Origin of the sequence: Leifsonia sp. NPDC056824 (assembly GCF_042789575.1) — a bacterium.
Taxonomy (GTDB): domain Bacteria; phylum Actinomycetota; class Actinomycetes; order Actinomycetales; family Microbacteriaceae; genus Leifsonia.
The window spans coordinates 85,172-107,151 of the sequence record NZ_JBHUAV010000006.1; the positions used below are offsets into that span (position 1 = coordinate 85,172).

Consider the following 21,980-nt stretch of genomic DNA (forward strand, 5'->3'; position numbering starts at 1 on the left):
AAGGCCCGGTCCCTCAGGGACCGGGCCTTCTGGCGTGGCTTACTTGGCTGCGGCCGGCTCCTTGGCGACGGCCTTCTTCTTGGGGGCCTCGGCCGGGGCGGCCTCGAGGGCCGGCTTCGGGCGGGAGGCGAACTCCTCGAAGGCGGCGCGCGGTGCCCGGAGGGCCTCCAGGGACACGATGTCGCGGCCGAGCCAGAAGTTGTTCCACCAGCCCCACAGCACGCGGAACTTGCGCTCCCAGCTCGGCATCGCCAGGCCGTGGTAACCGCGGTGCGCGAACCAGCCGAGCACACCCTTGATGGCCAGCTTGCCGGACTGCAGAACGCCGATGCCGAGGCCCAGGCCCGCGACGGCGCCGAGGCTCTTGTGGTAGTACTGGCGCGGCAGCTCGCCGCGGAGGTCCGCGATGATGTTCTTCGCGAGCAGCTTGCCCTGGCGGACGGCGTGCTGGGCGTTCGGCACGCAGTAGCCGCCGACGCCCGCGCCGGTCAGGTCAGGGACGGCCGAGACGTCGCCGGCGCCCCAGGCGCCCTCGACGATCTCCTCGTCGGTGCCCACGCGCAGGTCGGCGCGGACGCGCAGGCGGCCGCGCTCCTCGATCGGAAGGTCGGTGTGGCGGACCACGGTCGGGTTGGCCATGACGCCGGCCGTCCAGACGATGAGGTCGGTCTCGAAGCTCTCGCCGGTGGACAGCTCGATGCGGCCGTCGACGGCGCTGGTGAGCTGCGTCTCCAGGTGGATCTCCGCACCGCGCTCTGCGAGGTTCTTGATGACCCAGTGGCTGGTCGGCAGCGACACCTCCGGCATGATCCGGCCCATGGCCTCGATCAGGTGGAAGTGCGTGTCCTCGAACGACAGCTCCGGGTACTTCGTGAGCAGCGCGCTGGCGAACGAGCGCAGCTCGGCGAAGATCTCGATGCCCGCGAAGCCGCCGCCGATGACGGTGACGGTCAGGAGGCGGTCGCGCTCCGGGCCGGCCGGGAGGGTCGACGCCTTGTCGAAGTTCGTGAGCATCCGGTCGCGGATGTACACGGCCTCCTCGATCGTCTTGAGGCCGACGGCCTGGTCGGCGACGCCCGGGATCGGGAAGGTGCGCGACACGGCGCCCGCGGTGACCACGACGATGTCGTACTCGAACTCGTACGGCTCGCCCGCCGCCGGCTGGATGGTCGCCGTCTTGTTCGCGTGGTCGATGTAGGTGACCTTGCCGCTGACGATGTTCGTGCTCTTGAGGTGGCGGCGGTGCGAGACCACCGCGTGGCGGGGCTCGATGGAGCCGACGGCCACCTCGGGGAGGAACGGCTGGTACGTCATATAGGGCAGCGGGTCGACCATGGTGACGTCGGCCTCGCCCGAGCGGAGCTGCTTCTCGAGCTTCCACGCGGTATAGAAACCGGCGTAGCCTCCGCCGACGATCAGGATTTTGGGCACAGTAATGCGTCTCCTCAACACGAAAGTATGGGTGTTAATCTACCCCCTGCCACGCGCTCGCCTGAAATGCAGCAACGCACCGACCCCGCCGAGGGCGAGGAGTGTGACGAAACCGGAGATCAGACCGAACGGCAGCCAGAAGGCGGTGAGGACGCTCCATTGCGGCCAGAAGAACGATGTCCATGCTACAGGTCGTTCCGGGCTGAGCTTCGCGGGCGCCGGCGCGGCCTGCACGTCCGGCGCGTTCGGGACGGCCGTGGCGGGGGCGTCCGCCCGGCGGTGGATGTGGATCCACTGGCTCAGGTCGCCCATCGGGTTCGCGCCGACGTGCGGGACGGTCGCGGTCACCGCGGCCGCCGCGTCGAGCAGCCCGTACCCGTAGACCGGGCTCGGGACCGCCGTCACACCGGCCGGCTTGCGCGCGGTGCGGATGATCCGATTGATGACGTCCGGCGCCTTCAACTCGGGATGCGCGGCCCGCACGAGCGCGACCGCCCCGGCGACCAGCGGCGCCGCCCCGCTGGTGCCCGCCCATTGCACATAGCCTCCGCCCGGGTTGGCGCCGACCAGCTCCTCGCTCGGCGCCGACACCCCGATCGTGATGCCCTGCGACGACGCGTCGAAGGAGGCCTGCCCTGCCCGGTCGACGCCGGCGACGGTGAGGACGCCCGGGATGGTGGCCGGCGCGCCGACCTCCGTCGTCCCGCTCCCCCGGTTGCCTGCCGCCGCGACGACCACCACGTCGTGCGAGAACGCGTACTGGAACGCGTCGTCCCAGCTCGGCGGCCAGTCGAGGGTGTTGCGGGTGAGCGAGATGTTGATGACGGAGGCGCCGCTGTCGACCGCCCAGCGCACCGCCTTCGCGATCTGGTCGTCGTTGTCGACGTTCCCCGTCGCCTTGCCGAGTGCCACGGAGGCGGTGAGGATGCTCGCTTGCGGCGCCGCGCCCAGCACGCCCGTGTCGGGGCCGGTGCCGCGCCCGGCGAGCAGGGAGGCCACCCAGGTGCCGTGGTTCGCGGCGTCGCCGTCGCCGAGCGGCTTCTGGCCGTTCGCGGCGCCGACGCCGGACACGTCGGTGCCGCCGGTCACCGCGCCGGCCAGGTCGGGGACCGTCCCGTCGACGCCGGTGTCGATCACCGCGACCTTCACACCGGCGCCCTTGGTGGTCTGCCAGGCCTGCGCGAAGCCGTACTCGGTCAGCCAGTACTCCAGGTCGCGCACCTGGTCGGCGTGCGCGGGGGTCGCCGGCGCGATCCCGACCACGAGAGCAGTCGCGAGAGCGGCCACGAGCGCGGTCGCGCCCGCAGCCAGGGTGCGGCGGAACCGGGTCAGCCGGCCTGGATGCGGCACTCGCACACCTCGGGCGACCAGCCGCCCCGCGCGAGCGCCAGGTCGCCGATCGGGTTGACGCCGGGGCCGGCGGCGAGCGCGTGCGCCGCGAGCGCGTGCAGGCACTTGACGCGGGTCGGCATCCCGCCCGCCGAGACGCCGGCGAGCTCCGCCACGACGCCGATGGACTCGCGGTCGGCGAGGTACTGCTCGTGCGCGGCCCGGTACTGGTCGCGCACGTCCTCGTCCTCGGCCAGGAGGTCGTTGTACTCGTTCATCACCTGGGTGGCCTCCAGCTGCGACATCGCGGCAGTGGCGGCGGGGTGCGAGAGGTAGTAGAAGGTCGGGAACGGCGTGCCGTCGTCCAGCCGCGGGGAGGTGGAGACGACCGTCGGGCGGCCGCACACGCAGCGCGCGGCGATCCCGACGACGTTGCGCGCCGGGCGGCCGAGCTGCTCGCTCACGGCGGCGATGTCGGCGTCGGTGACGGGGTCGAACGGAGGTCTGGTCATGTCGTGCCTTGCGTCTGCGTTATCTGGTGTGTCTGGGTTACTTGCCCGGTGCGGGCGTCGGAGTCGGGGTGGGCGCCGGCGTGCTGCCGAGCTGCGCCGGGGTGGCGTCGGTGAGCCCGGCGCCCATCAGCGAGCCGAATAGCGAGCCGACCCAGTCGGTGCGGGTCTTCTGGAGCCTGGAGCTCACCGGCGTCGTGTCGCCCTTCGCCGCGGGGGCGCGGTCGTCGATGACGAGGTAGCTGGTCTCCCCCGGCATGACGTAGTACAGCCGGTCGCGGGCCTGGGCGCGGATGTAGCTCGGGTCGTTCCAGCGGGCGCGCTGCTCCTTGAGCGCGTCGACCTGCGCGGAGAGCTGCTGGACGGCCTTCTGCTGGTCGGCGATCTGCTGCTGCTGCGCGAGGTACCCCTGCAGCGACGGGGCCAGGATGACGACGGCGAGCACGATGGCCCCCATCATCACGAGCGAGAAGGCGGAGAAGTGCAGGCCGCGCAGCCAGCGTCCGGTCGCCGTCGGCTGCTCGAAGGAGGCGGCGACGCGCTGCGTGCGCGGCTTCGGCATGGCCCCTCCTGCGGTTCTCGGCGGACGTGGAGGACCGGGCGTCCCCGCTGTCAATCGTAGGCGATCCGCCCTGAGCGGCGGCCGCGCGGGCGGGGTGTCGCGGGGGTGCTCAGTGCGCGGTCAGCATGACGACGAGCCGCACGGCGCCGACGGCGACCAGCCCGAGCCCGCCGAGGGTGAACACGAGCCCGATCGCCCGCGCGTCGCGCGGCCGGAACCGCTCCCGCGCATCCCGGTCGGCGAACAGCGCCGCCGCCCGCTCGGGCCGGCGCAGCAGGTAGGCGCCGAACACGACGAACAGCCCCGCCAGCAGGAGGAACACCCCCAGTACCAGAACCTCCCCCGAAACCCGCACCCCCGTATCCTCGCAGGTACGACGAAGGGTGAGTAGTCGCGGAAATCCGTGACCGGATAACCGCGATTACTCACCCTTCGACGGTGTGTCAGCCCTGGAAGCGGGGGAAGGCGGTGCGGCCGGCGTAGACGGCGGCGTCGCCGAGCTCCTCCTCGATGCGGAGGAGCTGGTTGTACTTGGCGACGCGCTCGGAGCGGGCCGGGGCGCCGGTCTTGATCTGGCCGGCGTCGGTGGCGACGGCGAGGTCGGCGATGGTGGTGTCCTCGGTCTCGCCGGAGCGGTGCGAGAGCACGGCGGTCATGCCGCTGCGCTGGGCCAGCGACACCGCGTCCAGCGTCTCGGTGAGCGTGCCGATCTGGTTGACCTTCACCAGGATGCTGTTCGCGGCCTTCGCCTGGATGCCCTTCGCGAGGCGCTTCGGGTTGGTGACGAAGAGGTCGTCGCCGACGAGCTGCAGCTTGCCGCCGAGCTCGGCGTTGAGGAGCGTCCAGCCCTCCCAGTCGTCCTCGGCCAGCGGGTCCTCGATGGAGACCAGCGGGTAGTTCGCCGCCAGCTCCTGGTAGTACGCGCTCATCTCGGCCGCGCTGCGGTTCTGGCCCTCGAAGCGGTAGACGCCCTTCTCGAAGAACTCGGTGGAGGCCACGTCGAGGCCGAGCGCGATCTGCGAGCCGACGGTGTAGCCGGCCTTCTCGATGGCCTCGGAGATGAGGTCGAGCGCCGCGCGGTTGTGCTCCAGCTCCGGGGCGAAGCCGCCCTCGTCGCCGAGGCCGGTGTTGAGGCCCTTCGACTTCAGCAGCGCCTTGAGCGAGTGGTAGGTCTCCACACCCCAGCGCAGGCCCTCGGAGAAGGTCTCGGCGCCGATCGGCAGGATCATGAACTCCTGGATGTCGACACCGGTGTCGGCGTGGGCGCCGCCGTTGATGATGTTCATCATCGGGACGGGGAGGACGTGCGCGTTCGGGCCGCCGACGTAGCGGAACAGCGGCAGGTCCGCGGAGTCGGCCGCGGCCTTGGCGACCGCGAGGCTGACGCCGAGGATCGCGTTGGCGCCGAGGCGCTTCTTGTTGTCGGTGCCGTCGAGCTCGATCATCGCCTCGTCGACCAGGCGCTGGTCGCTGGCCTCGAAGCCCTCGATCGCCGGGCCGATCTCGTCGAGCACAGCGTCGACGGCCTTCTCGACGCCCTTGCCCAGGTAGCGGTCCTTGTCGCCGTCGCGAAGCTCGTAGGCCTCGAAGGCACCGGTGGACGCGCCGGACGGGACGGCGGCGCGGCTGACCGTGCCGTCCTCCAGGAGCACCTCGACCTCGACGGTCGGGTTGCCACGGGAGTCGAGAATCTCGCGAGCGCCTACAGCTTCGATCTGAGCCACAACAGTCTCCTTGATGGTTTTCGTGGGTGTCCGAATCAGTCTAGTGACGTCGGGTTAACGGCATTAACGGGGTGGCGGGATGCTTGCGACAAATGGCGCGCGAGCCGTGGACGGCCGCTCAGGAAAGCGGCTTGAACTCCAGCGCGGCGGCGTCCGCGGTCCCCGGATCGACGAACGCGAACGACCGGTACCCGGCCGCGGCCGCGCGGTCCAGCACGCCCTTGAGGTTCTTCGCGCGCCGGTCGAGCCGCACCCGGCGGCCGGAGGCCACCAGCTCGGACTTGATCGCCATCAGCCGGTCCAGCGGCACGCTCGGGTCGTGGACGAGCACTACGGTGTCCAGCGCGGCGTCCTCCGGCACGTCGATCAGGTCGACGACGCGCTCGAAGCCGATCGAGAACCCGCACGCGGGCACGTCGGTGCCGAGGAAGCGACCGATCATCCCGTCGTAGCGGCCGCCGCCGCCCACCGAGCTGCCCGATCCCGGGTGCGCGATCTCGAAGATCGTGCCGGTGTAGTAGCCCATGCCGCGCACGAGGGTGGGGTCGAAGCGCAGCGCCACGCCCTCCGGGAGGGTGTCGAGCGCGTGCGCCAGCGACTCCAGGGCGGCGATGGCGTCGGTGTCCATGCCTTGGGGCAGGATGCCGGAGATCGCCTCGACGGTCAGCTCGACGCCGCCGTCGGCGAGGTGCGGCTCGAGCGCGGCGAGGATGCCGCCCAGCACCGCGGCGGAGTCCGCGCCGCCCTCGCTCAGCTCGGCGACCACGCCCTCCGCCCCGATCTTGTCGAGTTTGTCGATCGAGATGAGCACCTGCGGCCAGCGCGACTCGGCGAACCCGCAGTACTCGAGCAGGCCGTTCAGGATGCGGCGGTCGTTGATCCGGATGGTGCAGCCGGTCAGGCCGAGGGCCTCCAGCGCCGCGGCTGTCGCGGTGATGAGCTCGACCTCCGCGAGCTGCGAGCCCTCGCCGATGATGTCGATGTCGCACTGGACGAACTGGCGGTAGCGGCCCTTCTGCGGCCGTTCGGCCCGCCAGACCGGTGCGATCTGGATGCTGCGGAAGACGGGCGGCAGCTCGGCGCGGTGGGTGGCGTAGAAGCGGGCCAGCGGCACGGTGAGGTCGAAGCGGAGGCCGAGGTCGCAGAGCGCGAGGGTGTCCCCCGACTCGATCGCGGCGCGCAGGTCGTCGCCGCCGAGTCCGCGCTTGAGCACGCTGAACGCGAGCTTCTCGTTGTCGCCGCCGAGGCCCGAGTGCAGGCGCGCGACGTCCTCGGCGACCGGGGTCTCGATCTCGTCGAAGCCGTGTGCGGCGAAGCTCTTGCGGATCACGCCCAGCGCATGCTCGCGGCGGGCCTTCTCGGCGGGGAGGAAGTCGCGCATGCCGCGGGGCGGGGTGATCGGGGAAGCCATGCGACGATTCTTCCAGATGGAGGGTGTCCGGTGCCGCCGGATGCCGCCCGGGGGGATCGCGGTATGGACGGCCGGAGTCGTAGACTGCCCCCGTTGCCACCCTGATGTCGTGCCGACCCGCGCGATGCGGTGGTGTCCCAGTGAGGACCTGGCATGAGCCGCAGCCGTCCGACCTCGTCGGCTGCGTTGTCAGACACACGACAACGCGTCCGCCCGGGGCCGGATGAATGTGCTCCCGGCTCCCCGGCGGGCGCGCTGCCGGCCCGAAGCATCCATCTGACAGGACACGCCGCGTCGGGTCGCGTCGTGACGGCGTGTTCTGTCAGGCAGTTCGTCCCGTGTGGTGCCGGCCGAGCGGGACGACGAGCGGCGTGCCCGCGACCGGGTCCGGCGCGATGACGGACTCGACGCCGAAGACGTCGCGGACGAGGTCCGCGGTGACGACCTCGGCGGGGTCGCCCGACGCGACGATCGCCCCCGCCCGCATCGCCACCAGATGGTCGGCGTAGCGCGCGGCGAAGTTGAGGTCGTGCAGGACCATGACGACGGTCGTGCCGCGGGCCGCGTTCAGGTCCAGCAGGAGGTCGAGCACGTCGAGCTGGTGGCTGATGTCGAGGAAGGTGGTCGGCTCGTCCAGGAGCAGGATGCCGGTCTGCTGGGCGAGCGCCATCGCGATCCAGACGCGCTGGCGCTGGCCGCCGGAGAGCTCGTCGATCGCGCGGTCGGCCAGCTCGGCGACACCGGTCGCGGCCATCGCCTCCTGCACGGCCACGTCGTCGTCCGCGGTCCAGCGCCGGAACCAGCCCTGGTGCGGGTAGCGGCCGCGCGAGACGAGGTCGGCCACGGTGATCCCGTCGGGCGCGGTCGGCGTCTGCGGCAGCAGGCCGAGCCGGGTCGCGACCTCCTTGGTGGGCAGTGAGCGGATGTCCGCGCCGTCGAGCAGGACGCTGCCGGAGGCCGGGGCGAGCAGCCGGGACAGCCCACGCAGCAGGGTGGACTTGCCGCAGGCGTTCGGCCCGACGATCGCGGTGACGCGGCCCGGTGGGATGTCCAAGTCGAGGCCGTCGACGACGACCCGGCCCTCGTACGCGAGGGTCAGGTCGCGCGCGGCCAGGGTCGATTCGGTCATGCGAGTGTTCACTTTCAGCCTCCCCGGCCGACGCGGTTGGTCCTGGTGAGCTGCCAGAGCAGGTAGGGCGCCCCGACGATCCCGGTCACGACGCCGACCGGGAACACGACGCCCGGCACGGCGAATTGGGCGACGACGTCCGACAGCACGAGCACGAGCGCGCCGACGAGGGCCGCCGGCACCAGTGCGAGCGAGCCGCGTCCGACGAGGCGGCGTGCGACGGGCGCCGCCAGCAGCGCGACGAACGCGATCGGCCCCGCGACCGAGACGGCGACGGCGGCGAGCGCCACCCCGACGCCCACGCTCAGGATGCGCGTGCGCTCGGGGCGCACGCCGATCCCGGCCGCCAGGTCGTCGCCGAGCCCGAGCGCGGCGAGCGGCCTCCCGACCAGCAGCGCCGCCGGGATGAGGACGACCGCGGAGACCGCCAGCACGGCCAGCGAGGTGGAGTCCACGCTGTTCAGGCTGCCGGTGATCCAGACCAGCGCCTGCTGCACGTCGCGCAGGTCGGCACGGGTGAGCACGTACGAGACGACGCCCGCGCAGACCGCGGCGAAGCCGATCCCGACCAGGACGAAGCGGTAGCCGCTCACCCCGTTACGCCAGGCGAGCAGGTAGATCAGCACGGCGGCGACCAGCGTGCCCGCGAGGACCACGCCGGAGAGCGCGAGGCCGGTGATCCCGAACCAGACCAGGGCGATGGCGCCGGTCGCGGCCGCGCTGGTCGTGATGCCGATGATGTCGGGACTCGCGAGCGGGTTGCGGGCGACCGACTGGAACAGCGCGCCGGACAGGCCGAGGCACGCGCCGACCAGCACCGCGGCGAGCAAGCGCGGCAGCCGGAGGTCGAGGATGACGAACGACGTGAGCCGGTCGGCGCGCCCGACCAGGGCGGCGAGCACGTCGGAGGGCGCGACGCCGGCGTCCCCGAGCGTGAGCGACACGGCCGAAACCAGCACGACGAGCACGGCGAGCACGAAGGACACCCGGAGCGCGCGGGCGTGCCGGTGCCGGCGGTCGAGGGCGACGCTGGATGGTGCCAGGGAGCCCGTCTGTGCGCTCACAGCCCCACCAGCTTCCTGCGCCGCACGAGCGCGATGAACAGCGGCGCCCCGACGAACGCCATGACGATCCCGACCTGCAGCTCCCCCGGCGGCGCGACGACGCGGCCGATCACGTCGCATCCGATCAGCAGCGCGGGCGCGATCACGGCGGAGAACGCCAGGATGCGGCGGTAGTCCGCACCGACGACCCAGCGGGCGACGTGCGGCACGACGAGCCCGACGAACGCGATCGGGCCGACCGCCGCGGTCGCGGACCCGCAGAGCAGCACGATCGCGACGGCCGACAGCGCCCGCGCGAGGCCGACCCGCTGGCCGAGGCCGCGCGCCACGTCGTCGCCCAGCGCGAGACCGTTGAGCAGCCTCCCGAGGCCGAGAGCGAGCGCCGCGCCGGCGACCAGCGTCGGCAGCACCTGCCAGAGCACGTCGATGCCGCGCCCGGCGAGCGACCCGACCTGCCAGAACCGCATCTGGTCGAGCGAGACCCGGCTGGTCAGCATGACCGCGGTGATGAGCGAGCCGAGCGCCGCGGAGACCGCGGCGCCCGCGAGCGCGAGCTTGACCGGGGTCGCGCCCTCCCGGCCCACCGCCGACACCGCGTAGACCAGGCCTGCGGCCAGCGCCGCCCCCACGAAGGCGAACCAGACGTACCCGGACACCGTCGTGACGCCGAGGAACGCGATCGCCACGACGACGGCCAGCGATGCGCCGAAGTTCACCCCGAGGATGCCGGGATCGGCCAGCGGGTTGCGCGACAGCCCCTGCATCACCGTGCCGGCCAGGCCCAGCGCGAGCCCGGCGGCGAGGCCGAGCAGCGTGCGCGGGAGGCGGCTGCCGACGACCACGAGGGAGTCGGGATCGCCCGCCGAGTAGTGCGTCAGCGCGTGCAGCACGTCGGCCGGCGCGATCGTCCGGGCGCCGACCATGAGGCTCAGCACGCACACCGCCAGGAGCACGACGACCGCGAGCAGGAAGCCCAGGAGGGTACGCCGGCGCCGCCGGACGTGCGCGGGGACCTCCCCGGCACGCCCGGCGGGCGCGGTGGCGACACCGGTGGGCATCGGCGGGCTACTTGACCTTCGCGGCCGCGGCGGCGAGCTGCGGCACGTAGCGGTCGAGCATCCACGGGATGCTGAGCACGCTGGGCGCGCTCGTGGCGGCGACGAACGACTCGCCGACGATTGGCGCGAAACGGCCCTCCGTGATGGCGGGCATCGCGGCGACCAGCGGGTCGGCGGTGAACGCGTCGACCGAGGACTGCTTGTCGAAGTACATGACCAGCAGGTCGGTGTCGATCTTCGAGAGGTTCTCGTAGCTGAGCTGGTAGAAGAAGCTGCCGTCGCCCTTCGCGGAGTCGAGGGACGCGATGCTCGGCGAGTTCTTCATACCGAGGTCGTTGAGTAGCTGCACCCGCGGGTCTTCCGCGCGGTAGACGTTGAGCACGCCGGGCTGGTTGGCGGCGGCGTAGAAGAACGTCTTGCCCGTGATCGCGGGGTACTTGTCGGCCAGGGCGGCGACGGAGGACTCGGTCTTCTTCACGAGCGCGTCCGCCTGGGAGGTCATCCCGAGCGCCGTGCCGACGATGGCGGTCTGGTCGCGCCAGCTCGTCGCCCACGGCTTCTCCGGGTACGCGACGACGGGCGCGATCTTGCTGAGCGTGTCGAACTCGGTCTGGGTGAGGCCGGAGTACGGGGCCAGGATGACGTCCGGCTTGGCCTTCACGAACTGCTCGAACGGCACCTCGCCGGAGTCGGCGTCGAGGAGCTGCGGGGTCTTCCCCTTCAGCGCCGCGATCTTCTCGGCGTCCCAGGGGAGGATGCCCTTCGCGTCGCCGCCGTAGCTGAACTTCGGCATCGCGACCGGGACGACGCCGAGGGCGAGCGCGATGTCTTGCGCACCCCAGCCCCACGTCGCGACGCGCTTCGGCGCCGCGGGGATGGTCGTCGTGCCGAGCGCGCTGTCGATCGTCACCGGGAAACTGCCCGCGGAGCCCGAGGACGCGGATTCGTCGGCCTGCCCACTCGCCGAACAGCCGGTGAGCACGAGGGCGGCCGCGGAGGCGACGGCGGCGAACGACAGGACCAGGCGCGAGCGCGCGGAAACGGGCATGACTCTCCTCGGGAGGGTGCCGAAGGCACGAAGGTGGGAAGCGTGCCGACGTGGCACGTTAGGTAAGCCTAACCTAAACCGAGGCTTCCTGCTCCCGGATCTCCCCCTGCAGCTCGCGCAGCGTCGAACGCAGCGCGCGCTCGGCGTCCAGGCCCTGCGCCTTCGCCGACGCGACGATGGCCAGCAGCAGCGGCCCCAGCTCGTCCTCGCTCTCCACCTGCACGCCGCCCGACTCGCTCAGGTCGATCAGGCCGACCTTCTCGGCCCGGCCGAGCAGCTTGTCGGCGAGCGCGAGGGAGGGCATGGCCTGCGGGATGCCGTCCAGCACGCTGGTGCGGCCCGGCTTCTCCGCCTTCTTGAGGTCGTCCCAGAACCCGACCACGTCGTCCGCCGTCTCGGCCGTGCGGTCGCCGCCGAAGACGTGCGGGTGCCGGCCGACCATCTTGCGGGTCATCTGCTCGGCGACATCCTGGATGTCGAAGTCCTCGCCCGCGGTGTGCGCGGCGATGTCCGCGTGGAACAGCACCTGGTAGAGCACGTCGCCGAGCTCCTCCAGCATCTCGTCGCGGTTGCCCGTCTCGATGGCCTCGATCAGCTCGTAGGTCTCCTCGATGAGGTACTGCACCAGCGACTCGTGCGTCTGGGCGGCGTCCCAGGGACAGCCGCCGGGCGCGCGCAGCTGCGCCATCACGGCGACGAGCTCGTCGAGTCTGGTGGGCGCCGCGTCGGTCATGGGATGCTCCTCCCGTCGGGGACAGGTTCATCCTCTCACCGGAACCGATCGGTAGACTGGGATCACTGGTGTGCCGGGAAGTCTGGTCGGCGAATTCGTTCCTCCCTTCCGCGCGTCGGCGCGAGATTGGCCACCGATGAGCATCATCCGCTCCGAGCGCACTGCCGCCGGGCTCCTGCTGGGCGCCGCCGCGCTCGGCCTCCTGCTGGCGAACACGGCCATCGGGCCCGCCCTGCTGAGCCTCCAGCACGCGCACCTCGGCGGCGGCCTGGTGGACCTCAGCGTGGGGCACTGGATCAGCGACGGACTGCTCGCGGTCTTCTTCTTCATCGTGGCGGTAGAGCTCAAGCACGAGCTGGTGGCCGGCGAGCTCAACTCGGTCGCGAAGGCCGTCCACCCGGCGATCGCGGCGGCCTGCGGCGTCGCGGTGCCCGCCCTGATCTACCTCGCGATCACGGCGGGCTCCGGCCTGTCCGACGGATGGCCGATCCCGACCGCGACCGACATCGCCTTCGCACTCGGCGTGCTCGCGGTGTTCGGGCGCGGGCTGCCGAACCGGCTGCGGGTTTTCCTGCTCGCGCTGGCGGTGCTGGACGACCTCGTCGCCATCCTGATCATCGCGGTGTTCTTCACGACGAACCCGAACCTGCTGGAGCTCGGCGCGGCCGCGGTGGTCGTCGTCGCGTTCGGGCTGCTCAGCCGACTGCTGCACGGGAGGCTGCGCTGGCCCCTCGGGGTGCTGATGGTGCTGCTCGCGGTGCTGACCTGGTGGCTCGTCTACGACTCCGGCGTGCACGCGACGATCGCGGGCGTCGCGCTCGGGCTGGTCATGGCGCGTGCGCCCGGCCGTCGCACCGCGCACGCGCTGGAGCCGTGGTCGAACGGGCTGATCCTGCCGCTGTTCGCGTTCTCTGCCGCGCTCGTCGTCATCCCTTCGGTGTCGCCCGGCGAGCTGTCGCCGGCGTTCTGGGGCATCCTGGTCGCCCTCCCGGTCGGCAAGCTGGTCGGGATCGCGCTGGGCGGCTGGCTCGGATCGTTCACGCGACCGAAGGCGGAACGTTCACGCATCCCCGTGCTCGGCCTCGTGACGGTGGGTGCGCTGGGCGGCATCGGCTTCACCGTGTCGCTGCTGATGAACGAGCTGGCTTTCGCGGGCTCGGCCACCGTGCGCGCCGAGGGCACCCTCGCGGTGCTCCTCGGCTCCGCGGTGTCGATCGTCCTCGCCGGCATCCTCGTCACCACCCTCGCGCGCCGCAACCGCCGCCAGCACCCGCCGCACATTCGTGCCGAATCGCGCGAATCCGCCCCCAAAACCCCACATTCGTAACGAATCCCGCGAATCCCCGGCGCGACAACATTCGTCACGAATCGCGCGAATCGGCGCCGCAATCGCGACATTCGTCGCGAATCGCGCGAATCCACGCGCGAATCGCCACATTCGTCACGAATGGCGCGAATCCGCCCGCGACAACATTCGTCACGAATCGCGCGAATCCGCGCGCGAATCGCCACATTCGTGACGAATCGCGCGAATCGGCGCGGGAAACGCGACATTCGTGACGAATCGCGCGAATCGGCGCCCGAGACGCGACATTCGTGACGAATCGCGGAGATCGACGCGCGGCGACATTCGTGACGAATCGCGCGAATCGAGGCGCGAAACGCGACATTCGTGACGAATCGCGCGAATCGGCGCGCGAAACGCGACATTCGTCACGAATCGTGGGGATCGACGCGCGGCGACATTCGTGACGAATCGCGCGAATCGGCGCGCGAAACGCGACATTCGTGGCGAATCGCGGCGCGCGCGGGGGCGTCAGCGGAGGAGGGCGGGGAGGGCGATGGCGGCGATGAGGAGCAGCAGGGTGGCGACGCCGAGGGCGATGCCGCCGGGGTGGCCGAGGTTGAGTGTCACGCCGACGCCGAAACGCTTCGGGACGAAGAGCGCGGGGTCGGCGGAGTTGACGTAGATCAGGCCGCCCTTCCAGTGCCGGTCGTCGTCGCGCGGGTCGACGGTGTCGCGGCCGGCGCCCGGCGCGGTCGCGGCGCCGCCTCCGACGGGCACCGCGGCGCGGGCGGCGCGCGTCCCGCTGACGAGCCGGATGGCGTAGATGCCGATCACCACGAAGATCACCACCAGCAGTGCGACCGTGACGATGCCGATCCCGGCGCTCGGCTCGTTCGACCCGTCGTGCAGCCAGCCGATCACGGACAGCACGGCGAACGCGACGGACACGACGAACGCCATCCAGCCGAGCAGCGACTGGGTCAGTTCGGCCTGCAGCGCCGCGATCCGCTCGGCGACCTCCGGCGCCTCTCCCCCGCCGCGCCGCCACGGGACGGCGCGGATCACGAACGCGATCCCCACGATCAGGGCGAGCACGCCGAACCCGATCAGCAGCGGCCCGAACACCGAGAGGACCGTCTTCTCGGCGAAGCGGTCCGGCTGGCCGCTCGCGTCCCAGTGCACGGCGATGGAGGCCGGGAGGCCGTCGTACAGCGCGATGCCGACCGCCCCGGCCGCGAGCAGCAGCACCAGAGCGGCGGCATACCAGCCGAACGCGGGCCGCGACCGGGCGCCGGAGTCCGGCGTGACGCTGCCGCTGATCCGCACCGGCACGTCGTCCAGCCAGCCGCCCGCGCGCTTGGCCGCCTGGATGCTCCGGCGCGACAGCAGGTAGCCACCGATGGAGCCGGCCAGCAGGACCAGCGTCGCGACGAGCGCCGGTGCGGCGGGGCCGACCGGGATGACGAGCGCGGCCGCGACGAGCGCGACCACGTACGAGACCACGACGACGACGCGGAAGCGGCGGATCGCCGCGACCACCACAGGGTCGGCCACTCGGCTGCGCGGCACCAGCACGCCGAGCGGCAGTGTGGTGCGGCTCATCACCGGCAGCATCAGGAGGATCGCGGCGGTCAGCGTCGTCACGGCGAAGGTGCTCAACAGGACGGCGGTCATGGGGTGGTTCCTTTCGTGTCCCCGGCGGGAGGTGCGGCGCCAGCTGCAGCGCCGGGCTCTGCCGCGGCTTCGTTCTGCTCGCGGGCCTGGTCGAACAACCAGGCGATGGCGGACGTGCGGGACTCCAGCTCCGACCGCTCGACGCCGTGGGCGATGCCCTCGGCGATCAGGGCGCTCAGCCGCGCCGACCAGTCCGCGAGGAACCGCTCGTCGGGCGGCCCGCTGCCGGCGTCGCGCGCGATCACCGAGCCGGAGCGCCTGCTGGTGCGCACGATTCCCTCGGTGCGGAGCGCGTCGTACGCCTTGACCACGGTCGCGGCATTGATCCCGAACCGCACGGCGAGCTGCCGCACGGAGACGAGCGCGTCGCCCTCGCGCAGCTCACCGCGCGCGACGGCGTCGATCACGCGGTCGTGCAGCTGCTGGTAAAGCGGCGTCTCCGCCGTCGGATCGAGCTCGATGCGCACGCGACGCCCTCCCATCTGTATCGGTACCTATAGTACAGCCGATACAGCGTGCGGGCGCGACCGATGTCACGCGACGCGGTCAGGCGGCAGGTTCGGTCGCCGGCTCGGGAGCGGGGAACAGGGCGCCGAGCAGGCTGCCCACCCACTCGATCAGCCCGGCGTCGTCTATCGCCTCCCCGTTCACCCGCGGCAGCGGGACCGTCGCGACCTTGGGCGCCGCGTGGTACTTCGACCCCGGGTACATCCGCTGCAGGCGCACCTGCTTGGAATCCGGGAGCAGCGCAGGCGCCAGGCGCAGGTTGGAGCCCATCGCCACGACCTCCCCCAGCCCGGCCTTCTGCGCCGCGCGGCGCAGGCGCGACACGGCGATCAGGTTCAGCACCGGCGCGGGCGGCTCGCCGTAGCGGTCGGTCAGCTCCTCCAGCACCAGGTCGATCTGGCCGTCCTTCGCCGCGGGCGAGCTCGCGGTGGACAGCTTCTGGTAGGCCTCCAGCCGCAGCCGCTCGCTGTCCACGTACTCCTCGGGGATGTGCGCGTCGACCGGCAGCTCCAGGCGAAGCTCGGTCTGCCCCTCGGCGACCTCCCCGCGGAACGTGGAGACGGCCTCCCCGATCATCCGCAGGTACAGGTCGAAGCCGACGCCGGCGATGTGGCCGGACTGCTCGCCGCCCAGGAGGTTGCCCGCGCCGCGGATCTCCAGGTCCTTGAGCGCGACCTGCATGCCGCTGCCGAGGTCGTTGTTGGCCGCGATCGTGGACAGCCGGTCGTGCGCGGTCTCGCTGAGCGGCTTGTCCTCGTCCCAGAGGAAGTACGCGTACGCCCGCTCACGGCCACGACCCACCCGGCCGCGGAGCTGGTGGAGCTGGCTCAGCCCGTACTTGTCCGCGCGGTCGATGATGATCGTATTGGCGTTGGAGATGTCCAGGCCGGTCTCGATGATGGTGGTCGAGACGAGCACGTCGAACTTGCGCTCCCAGAAGTCGACCACGACCTGCTCCAGCGCGTGCTCGTTCATCCGGCCGTGCGCGACCCCGATGCGGGCCTCCGGCACCAGCTCGGCCAGCTTGGCGGCGGCCGCCGAGATGGAGCCGACCCGGTTGTGCACGAAGAACACCTGGCCCTCGCGCAGCAGCTCGCGCCGGATCGCCGCGGCGACCTGCCGCTCGGAGTACGGCCCGACGAAGGTGAGGATCGGGTGCCGGTCCTCCGGCGGGGTGGCGAGCGTCGACATCTCGCGGATGCCGGTGACCGCCATCTCCAGCGTGCGCGGGATCGGCGTGGCGCTCATTGCCAGGATGTCGACGTTGGTCTTGAGCTTCTTCAGCTGGTCCTTGTGCTCGACGCCGAAGCGCTGCTCCTCGTCGATGATGACGAGGCCGAGGTCTTTGAAGGTGACGCCGTCGGCGAGGATGCGGTGCGTGCCGATCACGACGTCCACGGTGCCGTCGGCCATGCCGCGCAGCGTCTCGCGCGCCTCCTTGTCGGACTGGAACCGGCTGAGCTGGCGCAGGTGGATCGGGAAGCCGGCGAACCGCTCCAGGAAGGTCTCGGCGTGCTGCTTCACCAGCAGCGTCGTCGGCACGAGCATCGCGACCTGCTTGCCGTCCTGCACCGCCTTGAACGCCGCACGGATCGCGATCTCGGTCTTGCCGAAGCCGACGTCGCCCGAGATCAGGCGGTCCATCGGGATCGGCCGCTCCATGTCGGCCTTCACCTCGTCGATGGTCTGGAGCTGGTCGTGCGTCTCCGCGAACGGGAACGCCTCCTCCAGCTCGCGCTGCCACGGGGTGTCCGGCCCGAACGCGTGGCCCTTGCTCGCCATGCGCGCGGAGTAGAGCTTGACCAGTTCCACGGCGATGTCGCGCACCGCACGACGGGCCTTGCCCTTGGCCGCCGACCAGTCGCTGCCGCCCATCTTGGACAGCTGCGGGGCCTCGCCGCCGACATAGCGGGTGAGGAGGTCGAGCTGGTCGGTCGGGACGAACAGCTTGTCGCCGGGATAGCCGCGCTTGGACGGCGCGTACTCCAGCGCCAGGTACTCGCGCTTCGACTTGACCGCGTTGCGGCCGCCGCTGGAGACCTCACGCTGGGTCAGCTCCACGAACTTGCCGATGCCGTGCGTCTCGTGCACGACGTAGTCGCCCGGCTTCAGCGCGAGCGGATCGACGACGTTCTTGCGCCGGGTGGCGAGCTTCTTGACCTGGCGCGACTCGTAGCCGACCGAGCGGCCGTAGAACTCGCTCTCGCCGATCAGCGCGAGCTTCTCCTCCGGGAACTCGAAGCCGTGCTCCACGTTCGCGCGCAACAGGTAGGCGACGCCGGGCTCCGGGCTCTCGGGGAAGGAGTCGACGGGGCGCGCGGGCAGCTCGGCCTCCGACAGCACCTGGGCGGCGCGCTCGACCAGGCCGGCGCCCTCGGCGACGATCGCGACCTGCCAGCCCTCGCGCAGCCGCTGGGCGACGTGCTCGACGGCGCCGGTGACGTTGCCCGCGAAACTGGGCACGGCCTCCGCGTTGACGCGCACCTGGAGGTACTCCTCGACCTCGCGCTCCAGCACGAGCCCGTCGGCGGGGTCGGCCTGGAAGCCGGAGAACGTCCACCAGGGATGGTCGGGGGCGCTCTGGCCTGGCCGGCTGAACTTCACCGAGTCCTTGAGCCGTTGCAGGGTGAGGAAGTCGCCGGCGGCGAGGTCGATTGGGGCGGCGGCGCCCACGGTGGCGGCGCTCCAGGCGGCCGAGAGGAACTCGCGATTGGTCTCGGCAAGACTCACCGCGCGTGAGGCGACGCGCTCGGGCGACAGCACGGCGACGGCCGCGCCGTCCGGGAGGTAGTGGGTGAGCGGCACGAGCCGGTCCACGAGGGCGGGGGCGAGCGACTCCATGCCCTCCACCGGGATGCCCTCGCCGATCTTGGCGAGCATGGCCGACAGGCTCGGGAACTCGTGCTCCATCTCGCGGGCGCGCTGGCGCACCGGCTCGCTGAGCAGCAGCTCGCGGCTCGGCGGCAGCGTCACGCCCGGGATCGGCTCGGGCAGCGAGCGCTGATCCGCGACCGAGAACGCCCGGATCTGCTCCACCTCGTCGCCGAAGAAGTCGACGCGGTACGGGTGCTCGGCGGTCGGCGGGAAGACGTCGAGGATGCCGCCGCGCACCGCGAACTCGCCGCGGCGGGTGACCATGTCGACGCGCGAGTAGGCGAAGTCGACGAGCCGGAGCGAGAGGGCGCCCAGGTCGAAGCCGCGGCCTCCCGCGGCCAGCTCGATGGTGCCGTAGTCGGTGAGGTTGTCGGCCAGCGGCTGCAAAGCGGCGCGCACCGAGGCGACGAGCACGAACGGGTGCGAGGCCTCCCCCGCCTGGCGGGCGGCCGACCAGTCGGCGAGCCGGCGCAGGGCGAGGAGCCGCTTGCCGACGATCTCGGGGCTGGGGCTCAGGCGCTCGTGCGGCAGTGTCTCCCAGGCCGGGAACTCGACGATCTCGGCGTCGGGGAGCACACACGGCAGCGCAGCGCGAACCGACTCGGACTCGCGGCCGGTCGCCGTGATGACGAGCACCGCGTCGGACGAGCCCGCCGCGGCACGCTTGCCGACGAGGCCGGCGAGGAGGGGCACCCGGAGGCCGTCGGTGAGCGAGAAATCGGCGTCGCGACCCGCGTAGGCCAGAGCGTCGGCGTACGTGGAGGCGCGCTGAAGCGCTGCGATCAAGCCCTGCAGTATCACTCGGGAGAGTCTACGCGGGGCTGCCGACAGCGCGATCGGGCACGGGGACGAGCTCTCCGCGGTCGCCGAGGGTCGCCCAGCGCGCGGGCTCGACGGTCGCGGCGGCCGCGATCGCGCCGGGGACGGACCGGGAGCTCAGCAGGAGGCCGGCGTGGACCGGGCGCAGTGCGTCCGGACCGGTGAGGACCTCCAGCGCGGCGAACTCGTCCAGCCGCGCGACGCCCGCCTTCACGCAGGCCTCCTTGGCGGTCCACGCCCGCCGGAAGGCCCGCGCGGGGTTCGCGGCCGCGGCCACGAGGGTGCGCTCGGCCGGCGTCAGCGCGTCGGCGAGATTCACCTCGCTCTCCGCCTCGACGTCCACGCCGAGGCGGGACCGCGACGTCCCCGCTGCCACCCAGCCGGCGGCGTGCGACCAGCTGATGTGGCGGCCGAACACTGGAAGCGGGAGGCCGTGCTCGCCGCCGCAGGTCTCGCAGCGCTGCCGGAGGTCCGCGGGTGCTGCCTCCCCAACGCCGGCGGCACGGAGCACGAGCGCTGCGAGGAGGCGGGCGGCGGTGAAGTCGTCCCGGTCCGCCGGCGAGCGCAGCCTCCGCAGCCGGGCCTCGGCGGCGTCCCCGAGCGGCGCGTGCGGGACGACGGCCAGCACGCGCCGCGTCGACGCGACGACGACCGTGCTCTGCTCCATCCGCTCAGGCTAGCCGCGTCCGATCCAGTGACGTCGGATCAGCCGCGTCAGATCCAGCCGCGTCAGATCCAGCCCTCGAGGGCGTCCATGAACCCGTCGTGGTCGTCGCGGTTGATGACGTGGCCGCTGCCCCGCACCACGCGCACGTCGAAGCCGGTGTCGCGCAGGCGCTCGGCGATGTGCGGCTTCACCAGGTGGGAGTTGTCGGCCAGCATGACCAGCGACGGCACCGCCATGGTCTCGGGGGCGCGCATCACGCTCGGCGCGAGCACGGCGGGGATGGCCGCGCGGTCGAACGACTTGAACGTCTCGACTTCGATCGCGACATCGGCCGGGTCCCAGCGCGGGTTGCGCTTGGCGATGCGCGCGGCTGACTGCCGGGCGAGCGTCTTCAGGAACGCCGGCGCCAGCATGAGCTGGAACCGGTTGGCGGCCGGGCAGGAGAAGGCGGGGTCGACGTACACCGCGCGCTGCGGGTGCAGCCGGTCGACGGCGAGGCTCACGGTGAGGCCGCCGAGCGAGTGGCCCATCACGAGCTCGGGAGCGTACGGGACGGTGTCGACGATGTCCTCCGCCATCAGCTCGGCGGTGTACTCCTCGGTGCGCGGACTGTGGCCGTGGCCGCGGAGGTCGACGGCGACGACGTGGTAGCCGCGCTCGGCGAGCACGGGGCCCACCCGGCGCCAGTTGCGCGAGTCCGACATGACGCCGTGGACGAGGACCGCGTACCGGTCTCCTGCGCCCCACTCGCGCGTATACAACTTCATGGTCTGCGACGGTACCGTGTCGCCCTGGGGCGTCGCCCCACGTCAGCTACGCTCTGGCTGAACGTCCGGCGTGAGTCGCCGGGGAGGGGGACAACCGATGAGCTTCCAACCGCAGCCGGTCTACGGGCCGCCCGGCTACTACGCCGCGCCGCCCGCTCCGCCGCGGCCGCGGACGCTCGGCGCGGTCTCGATGGGGATCGCGCTCGGCGTCTTCGTGCTGTCGGTGGTCGCATCGGTGTACATCGGTATGACCGCGGGACCGCTGACGCACAGTATTGCGAGCTCCTCGGCGGGCGGCTCGTCGCACCTCTCGTCTGCGCAGTTGGCCGCGTTCGCTCCGATCGGGATCGTGACCACGGCGCAGATGATCTTCGGCACGGTGCTCGGCATCCTCGCGCTCGTGCTGGGGATCGTGGCAGTGGCGACCAAGCGCGGTCGCGCGTTCGGCGTCGTCGGCATCGCCGTCGCGACCGCCGCGCCCGTCCTGTCCTTCATCGTCTACACGGCCACCATCGCCGCGAGCGTCCCTCACGCCTAGCGTCGAGGGGCACGTAAACGCCCCTAAAACCGCGTTTTAGGGGCGTTTACGTGCCCCTCGACACGCAGAAACGGGCCGGTCACCCTGAGGTGACCGGCCCGTTCGGACGAAGCTGCGATCAGATCGCGTTGACGTCCAGCGGGATGCCGGGGCCGAACGTGGTCGACACGGCGCCCTTCTGGATGTAGCGGCCCTTCGAAGCGGACGGCTTGAGACGGACGACCTCGTCGAGGGCGGCCTTGATGTTCTCGTCGAGCTGCTCGGCGGTGAAGCCGGCCTTGCCGACCACGAAGTGGACGTTGGAGTGCTTGTCGACGCGGAACTCGATCTTTCCGCCCTTGATGTCGGAGACGGCCTTCGCGACATCCGGGGTGACCGTGCCGGTCTTCGGGTTCGGCATCAGGCCGCGCGGGCCGAGCACCTTGCCGAGACGGCCGACCTGGCCCATGAGCTCCGGGGTGGAGACGGCCGAGTCGAAGTCGGTGTAACCGCCGGCGACCTTCTCGATCAGGTCGGAGCCGCCGACCTCGTCGGCGCCCGCGGCGATCGCGGCCTCAGCGGCCGGACCGGTCGCGAAGACGATGACGCGCGCGGTCTTGCCGGTACCGTGAGGAAGAATGACGGTACCGCGGACCATCTGGTCCGCCTTGCGCGGGTCCACACCGAGCTTCAGCGCGACCTCGACGGTCGAGTTGAACTTGGCGGAACCGGTCTCCTTCGCGAGGGTGACGGCCTCGGTGGGGGTGTAGAACTTGCCGGCTTCGATCTTGTCGGCCGCGGCCCGGTAGGCCTTGGACTTCTGTGCCATGAGATTTCTCCTAACGAGAATGTGGTGCGAGCCTGGCCGG

Annotated in this window: 20 protein-coding genes; 2 read left to right on the forward strand and 18 right to left on the reverse strand. The window is 71.6% G+C overall.

The window, feature by feature from the left end; genetic code table 11:
• Positions 1-39: 39 nt before the first annotated feature.
• The 12 genes from ACFRFH_RS18695 to ACFRFH_RS18750 form a co-directional block, all read right to left on the reverse strand.
• Positions 40-1,431: an NAD(P)/FAD-dependent oxidoreductase gene (locus tag ACFRFH_RS18695; protein ID WP_382464494.1), complete on the reverse strand. Its 1,392-nt coding sequence runs from the start codon at positions 1,429-1,431 to the stop codon at positions 40-42.
• Positions 1,432-1,470: 39 nt separating this feature from the next.
• Positions 1,471-2,781 (reverse strand): S8 family serine peptidase, encoded by a 1,311-nt coding sequence (locus ACFRFH_RS18700; protein WP_382464495.1) that lies wholly within the window; start codon positions 2,779-2,781, stop codon positions 1,471-1,473.
• Positions 2,760-3,272 (reverse strand): DUF501 domain-containing protein, encoded by a 513-nt coding sequence (locus tag ACFRFH_RS18705; RefSeq protein ID WP_382464496.1) that lies wholly within the window; start codon positions 3,270-3,272, stop codon positions 2,760-2,762. Before ACFRFH_RS18705 ends, ACFRFH_RS18700 begins: the two co-directional genes overlap by 22 nt.
• 37 nt (positions 3,273-3,309) lie before the next feature.
• The gene (locus ACFRFH_RS18710) at positions 3,310-3,831 is read right to left on the reverse strand and encodes a septum formation initiator family protein (RefSeq protein ID WP_382464497.1); all 522 of its coding nucleotides are present in this window, start codon (positions 3,829-3,831) and stop codon (positions 3,310-3,312) included.
• A 109-nt stretch (positions 3,832-3,940) separates the two neighbouring features.
• A complete protein-coding gene (locus ACFRFH_RS18715) occupies positions 3,941-4,186 on the reverse strand; it encodes a hypothetical protein (RefSeq protein ID WP_382458553.1) in 246 nt (81 codons plus the stop codon).
• A gap of 88 nt (positions 4,187-4,274) precedes the next feature.
• On the reverse strand, positions 4,275-5,555 hold the full coding sequence (gene eno, locus ACFRFH_RS18720) for a phosphopyruvate hydratase (RefSeq protein ID WP_382464498.1): 1,281 nt from the start codon (positions 5,553-5,555) through the stop codon (positions 4,275-4,277).
• 118 nt (positions 5,556-5,673) lie between these two features.
• Entirely contained in the window at positions 5,674-6,966 is a 1,293-nt protein-coding gene (gene hisS / locus ACFRFH_RS18725) for a histidine--tRNA ligase (protein WP_382464499.1), read from the reverse strand.
• Between the two features lie 322 nt (positions 6,967-7,288).
• On the reverse strand, positions 7,289-8,095 hold the full coding sequence (locus ACFRFH_RS18730; RefSeq protein WP_382464500.1) for an ABC transporter ATP-binding protein: 807 nt from the start codon (positions 8,093-8,095) through the stop codon (positions 7,289-7,291).
• 14 nt (positions 8,096-8,109) lie between these two features.
• The gene (locus ACFRFH_RS18735; RefSeq protein WP_382464501.1) at positions 8,110-9,159 is read right to left on the reverse strand and encodes a FecCD family ABC transporter permease; all 1,050 of its coding nucleotides are present in this window, start codon (positions 9,157-9,159) and stop codon (positions 8,110-8,112) included.
• On the reverse strand, positions 9,156-10,217 hold the full coding sequence (locus ACFRFH_RS18740) for a FecCD family ABC transporter permease (RefSeq protein ID WP_382464502.1): 1,062 nt from the start codon (positions 10,215-10,217) through the stop codon (positions 9,156-9,158). The genes ACFRFH_RS18735 and ACFRFH_RS18740 overlap by 4 nt, the downstream gene beginning before the upstream one ends.
• Before the next feature lie 7 nt (positions 10,218-10,224).
• Entirely contained in the window at positions 10,225-11,265 is a 1,041-nt protein-coding gene (locus ACFRFH_RS18745; protein WP_382464503.1) for an iron-siderophore ABC transporter substrate-binding protein, read from the reverse strand.
• A gap of 73 nt (positions 11,266-11,338) precedes the next feature.
• Entirely contained in the window at positions 11,339-11,998 is a 660-nt protein-coding gene (locus ACFRFH_RS18750) for a MazG family protein (RefSeq protein ID WP_382464504.1), read from the reverse strand.
• Positions 11,999-12,134: 136 nt separating this feature from the next.
• Between ACFRFH_RS18750 and ACFRFH_RS18755 the strand changes: the two genes are divergently transcribed.
• Positions 12,135-13,325, forward strand: coding sequence for a Na+/H+ antiporter NhaA (locus tag ACFRFH_RS18755; protein ID WP_382464505.1), 1,191 nt, complete (start codon positions 12,135-12,137; stop codon positions 13,323-13,325).
• A 489-nt stretch (positions 13,326-13,814) separates the two neighbouring features.
• Here ACFRFH_RS18755 and ACFRFH_RS18760 read toward each other — a convergent pair whose 3' ends face one another.
• From ACFRFH_RS18760 to ACFRFH_RS18780, 5 genes are all read right to left on the reverse strand, one after another.
• Positions 13,815-14,960, reverse strand: a complete 1,146-nt coding sequence (locus ACFRFH_RS18760; protein WP_382464506.1) for a DUF1648 domain-containing protein — start codon at positions 14,958-14,960, stop codon at positions 13,815-13,817.
• On the reverse strand, positions 14,957-15,427 hold the full coding sequence (locus tag ACFRFH_RS18765) for a GntR family transcriptional regulator (RefSeq protein WP_382464507.1): 471 nt from the start codon (positions 15,425-15,427) through the stop codon (positions 14,957-14,959). The genes ACFRFH_RS18760 and ACFRFH_RS18765 overlap by 4 nt, the downstream gene beginning before the upstream one ends.
• Before the next feature lie 79 nt (positions 15,428-15,506).
• On the reverse strand, positions 15,507-19,142 hold the full coding sequence (mfd, locus tag ACFRFH_RS18770; RefSeq protein WP_382464508.1) for a transcription-repair coupling factor: 3,636 nt from the start codon (positions 19,140-19,142) through the stop codon (positions 15,507-15,509).
• A 10-nt stretch (positions 19,143-19,152) separates the two neighbouring features.
• Positions 19,153-19,827 carry a 4'-phosphopantetheinyl transferase superfamily protein gene (locus tag ACFRFH_RS18775; protein ID WP_382464509.1) on the reverse strand — a complete coding sequence of 225 codons (675 nt, stop codon included), beginning with the start codon at positions 19,825-19,827 and terminating at the stop codon, positions 19,153-19,155.
• A 62-nt stretch (positions 19,828-19,889) separates the two neighbouring features.
• A complete protein-coding gene (locus tag ACFRFH_RS18780) occupies positions 19,890-20,594 on the reverse strand; it encodes an alpha/beta fold hydrolase (RefSeq protein ID WP_382464510.1) in 705 nt (234 codons plus the stop codon).
• A gap of 97 nt (positions 20,595-20,691) precedes the next feature.
• Here ACFRFH_RS18780 and ACFRFH_RS18785 point away from each other — a divergent pair, with 97 nt between their 5' ends.
• Positions 20,692-21,132: a hypothetical protein gene (locus ACFRFH_RS18785; RefSeq protein WP_382464511.1), complete on the forward strand. Its 441-nt coding sequence runs from the start codon at positions 20,692-20,694 to the stop codon at positions 21,130-21,132.
• Between the two features lie 118 nt (positions 21,133-21,250).
• Here the strand turns inward: ACFRFH_RS18785 and rplA are convergent, their stop codons facing one another.
• Complete coding sequence (rplA, locus tag ACFRFH_RS18790) at positions 21,251-21,940, reverse strand: 50S ribosomal protein L1 (protein WP_382464512.1); 690 nt, start codon at positions 21,938-21,940, stop codon at positions 21,251-21,253.
• Positions 21,941-21,980: the final 40 nt, after the last annotated feature.

Coding starts and splice junctions, on each gene's coding strand:
- ACFRFH_RS18705 (WP_382464496.1), bottom strand. CDS start 3,272: ATGACCAGACCTCCGTTCGACCCCGTCACCGACGCCGACATCGCCGCC.
- ACFRFH_RS18710 (WP_382464497.1), bottom strand. CDS start 3,831: ATGCCGAAGCCGCGCACGCAGCGCGTCGCCGCCTCCTTCGAGCAGCCG.
- hisS (WP_382464499.1), bottom strand. CDS start 6,966: ATGGCTTCCCCGATCACCCCGCCCCGCGGCATGCGCGACTTCCTCCCC.
- ACFRFH_RS18730 (WP_382464500.1), bottom strand. CDS start 8,095: ATGACCGAATCGACCCTGGCCGCGCGCGACCTGACCCTCGCGTACGAG.
- ACFRFH_RS18740 (WP_382464502.1), bottom strand. CDS start 10,217: ATGCCCACCGGTGTCGCCACCGCGCCCGCCGGGCGTGCCGGGGAGGTC.
- ACFRFH_RS18745 (WP_382464503.1), bottom strand. CDS start 11,265: ATGCCCGTTTCCGCGCGCTCGCGCCTGGTCCTGTCGTTCGCCGCCGTC.
- ACFRFH_RS18750 (WP_382464504.1), bottom strand. CDS start 11,998: ATGACCGACGCGGCGCCCACCAGACTCGACGAGCTCGTCGCCGTGATG.
- ACFRFH_RS18755 (WP_382464505.1), top strand. CDS start 12,135: ATGAGCATCATCCGCTCCGAGCGCACTGCCGCCGGGCTCCTGCTGGGC.
- ACFRFH_RS18760 (WP_382464506.1), bottom strand. CDS start 14,960: ATGACCGCCGTCCTGTTGAGCACCTTCGCCGTGACGACGCTGACCGCC.
- ACFRFH_RS18775 (WP_382464509.1), bottom strand. CDS start 19,827: ATGGAGCAGAGCACGGTCGTCGTCGCGTCGACGCGGCGCGTGCTGGCC.
- ACFRFH_RS18780 (WP_382464510.1), bottom strand. CDS start 20,594: ATGAAGTTGTATACGCGCGAGTGGGGCGCAGGAGACCGGTACGCGGTC.
- ACFRFH_RS18785 (WP_382464511.1), top strand. CDS start 20,692: ATGAGCTTCCAACCGCAGCCGGTCTACGGGCCGCCCGGCTACTACGCC.
- rplA (WP_382464512.1), bottom strand. CDS start 21,940: ATGGCACAGAAGTCCAAGGCCTACCGGGCCGCGGCCGACAAGATCGAA.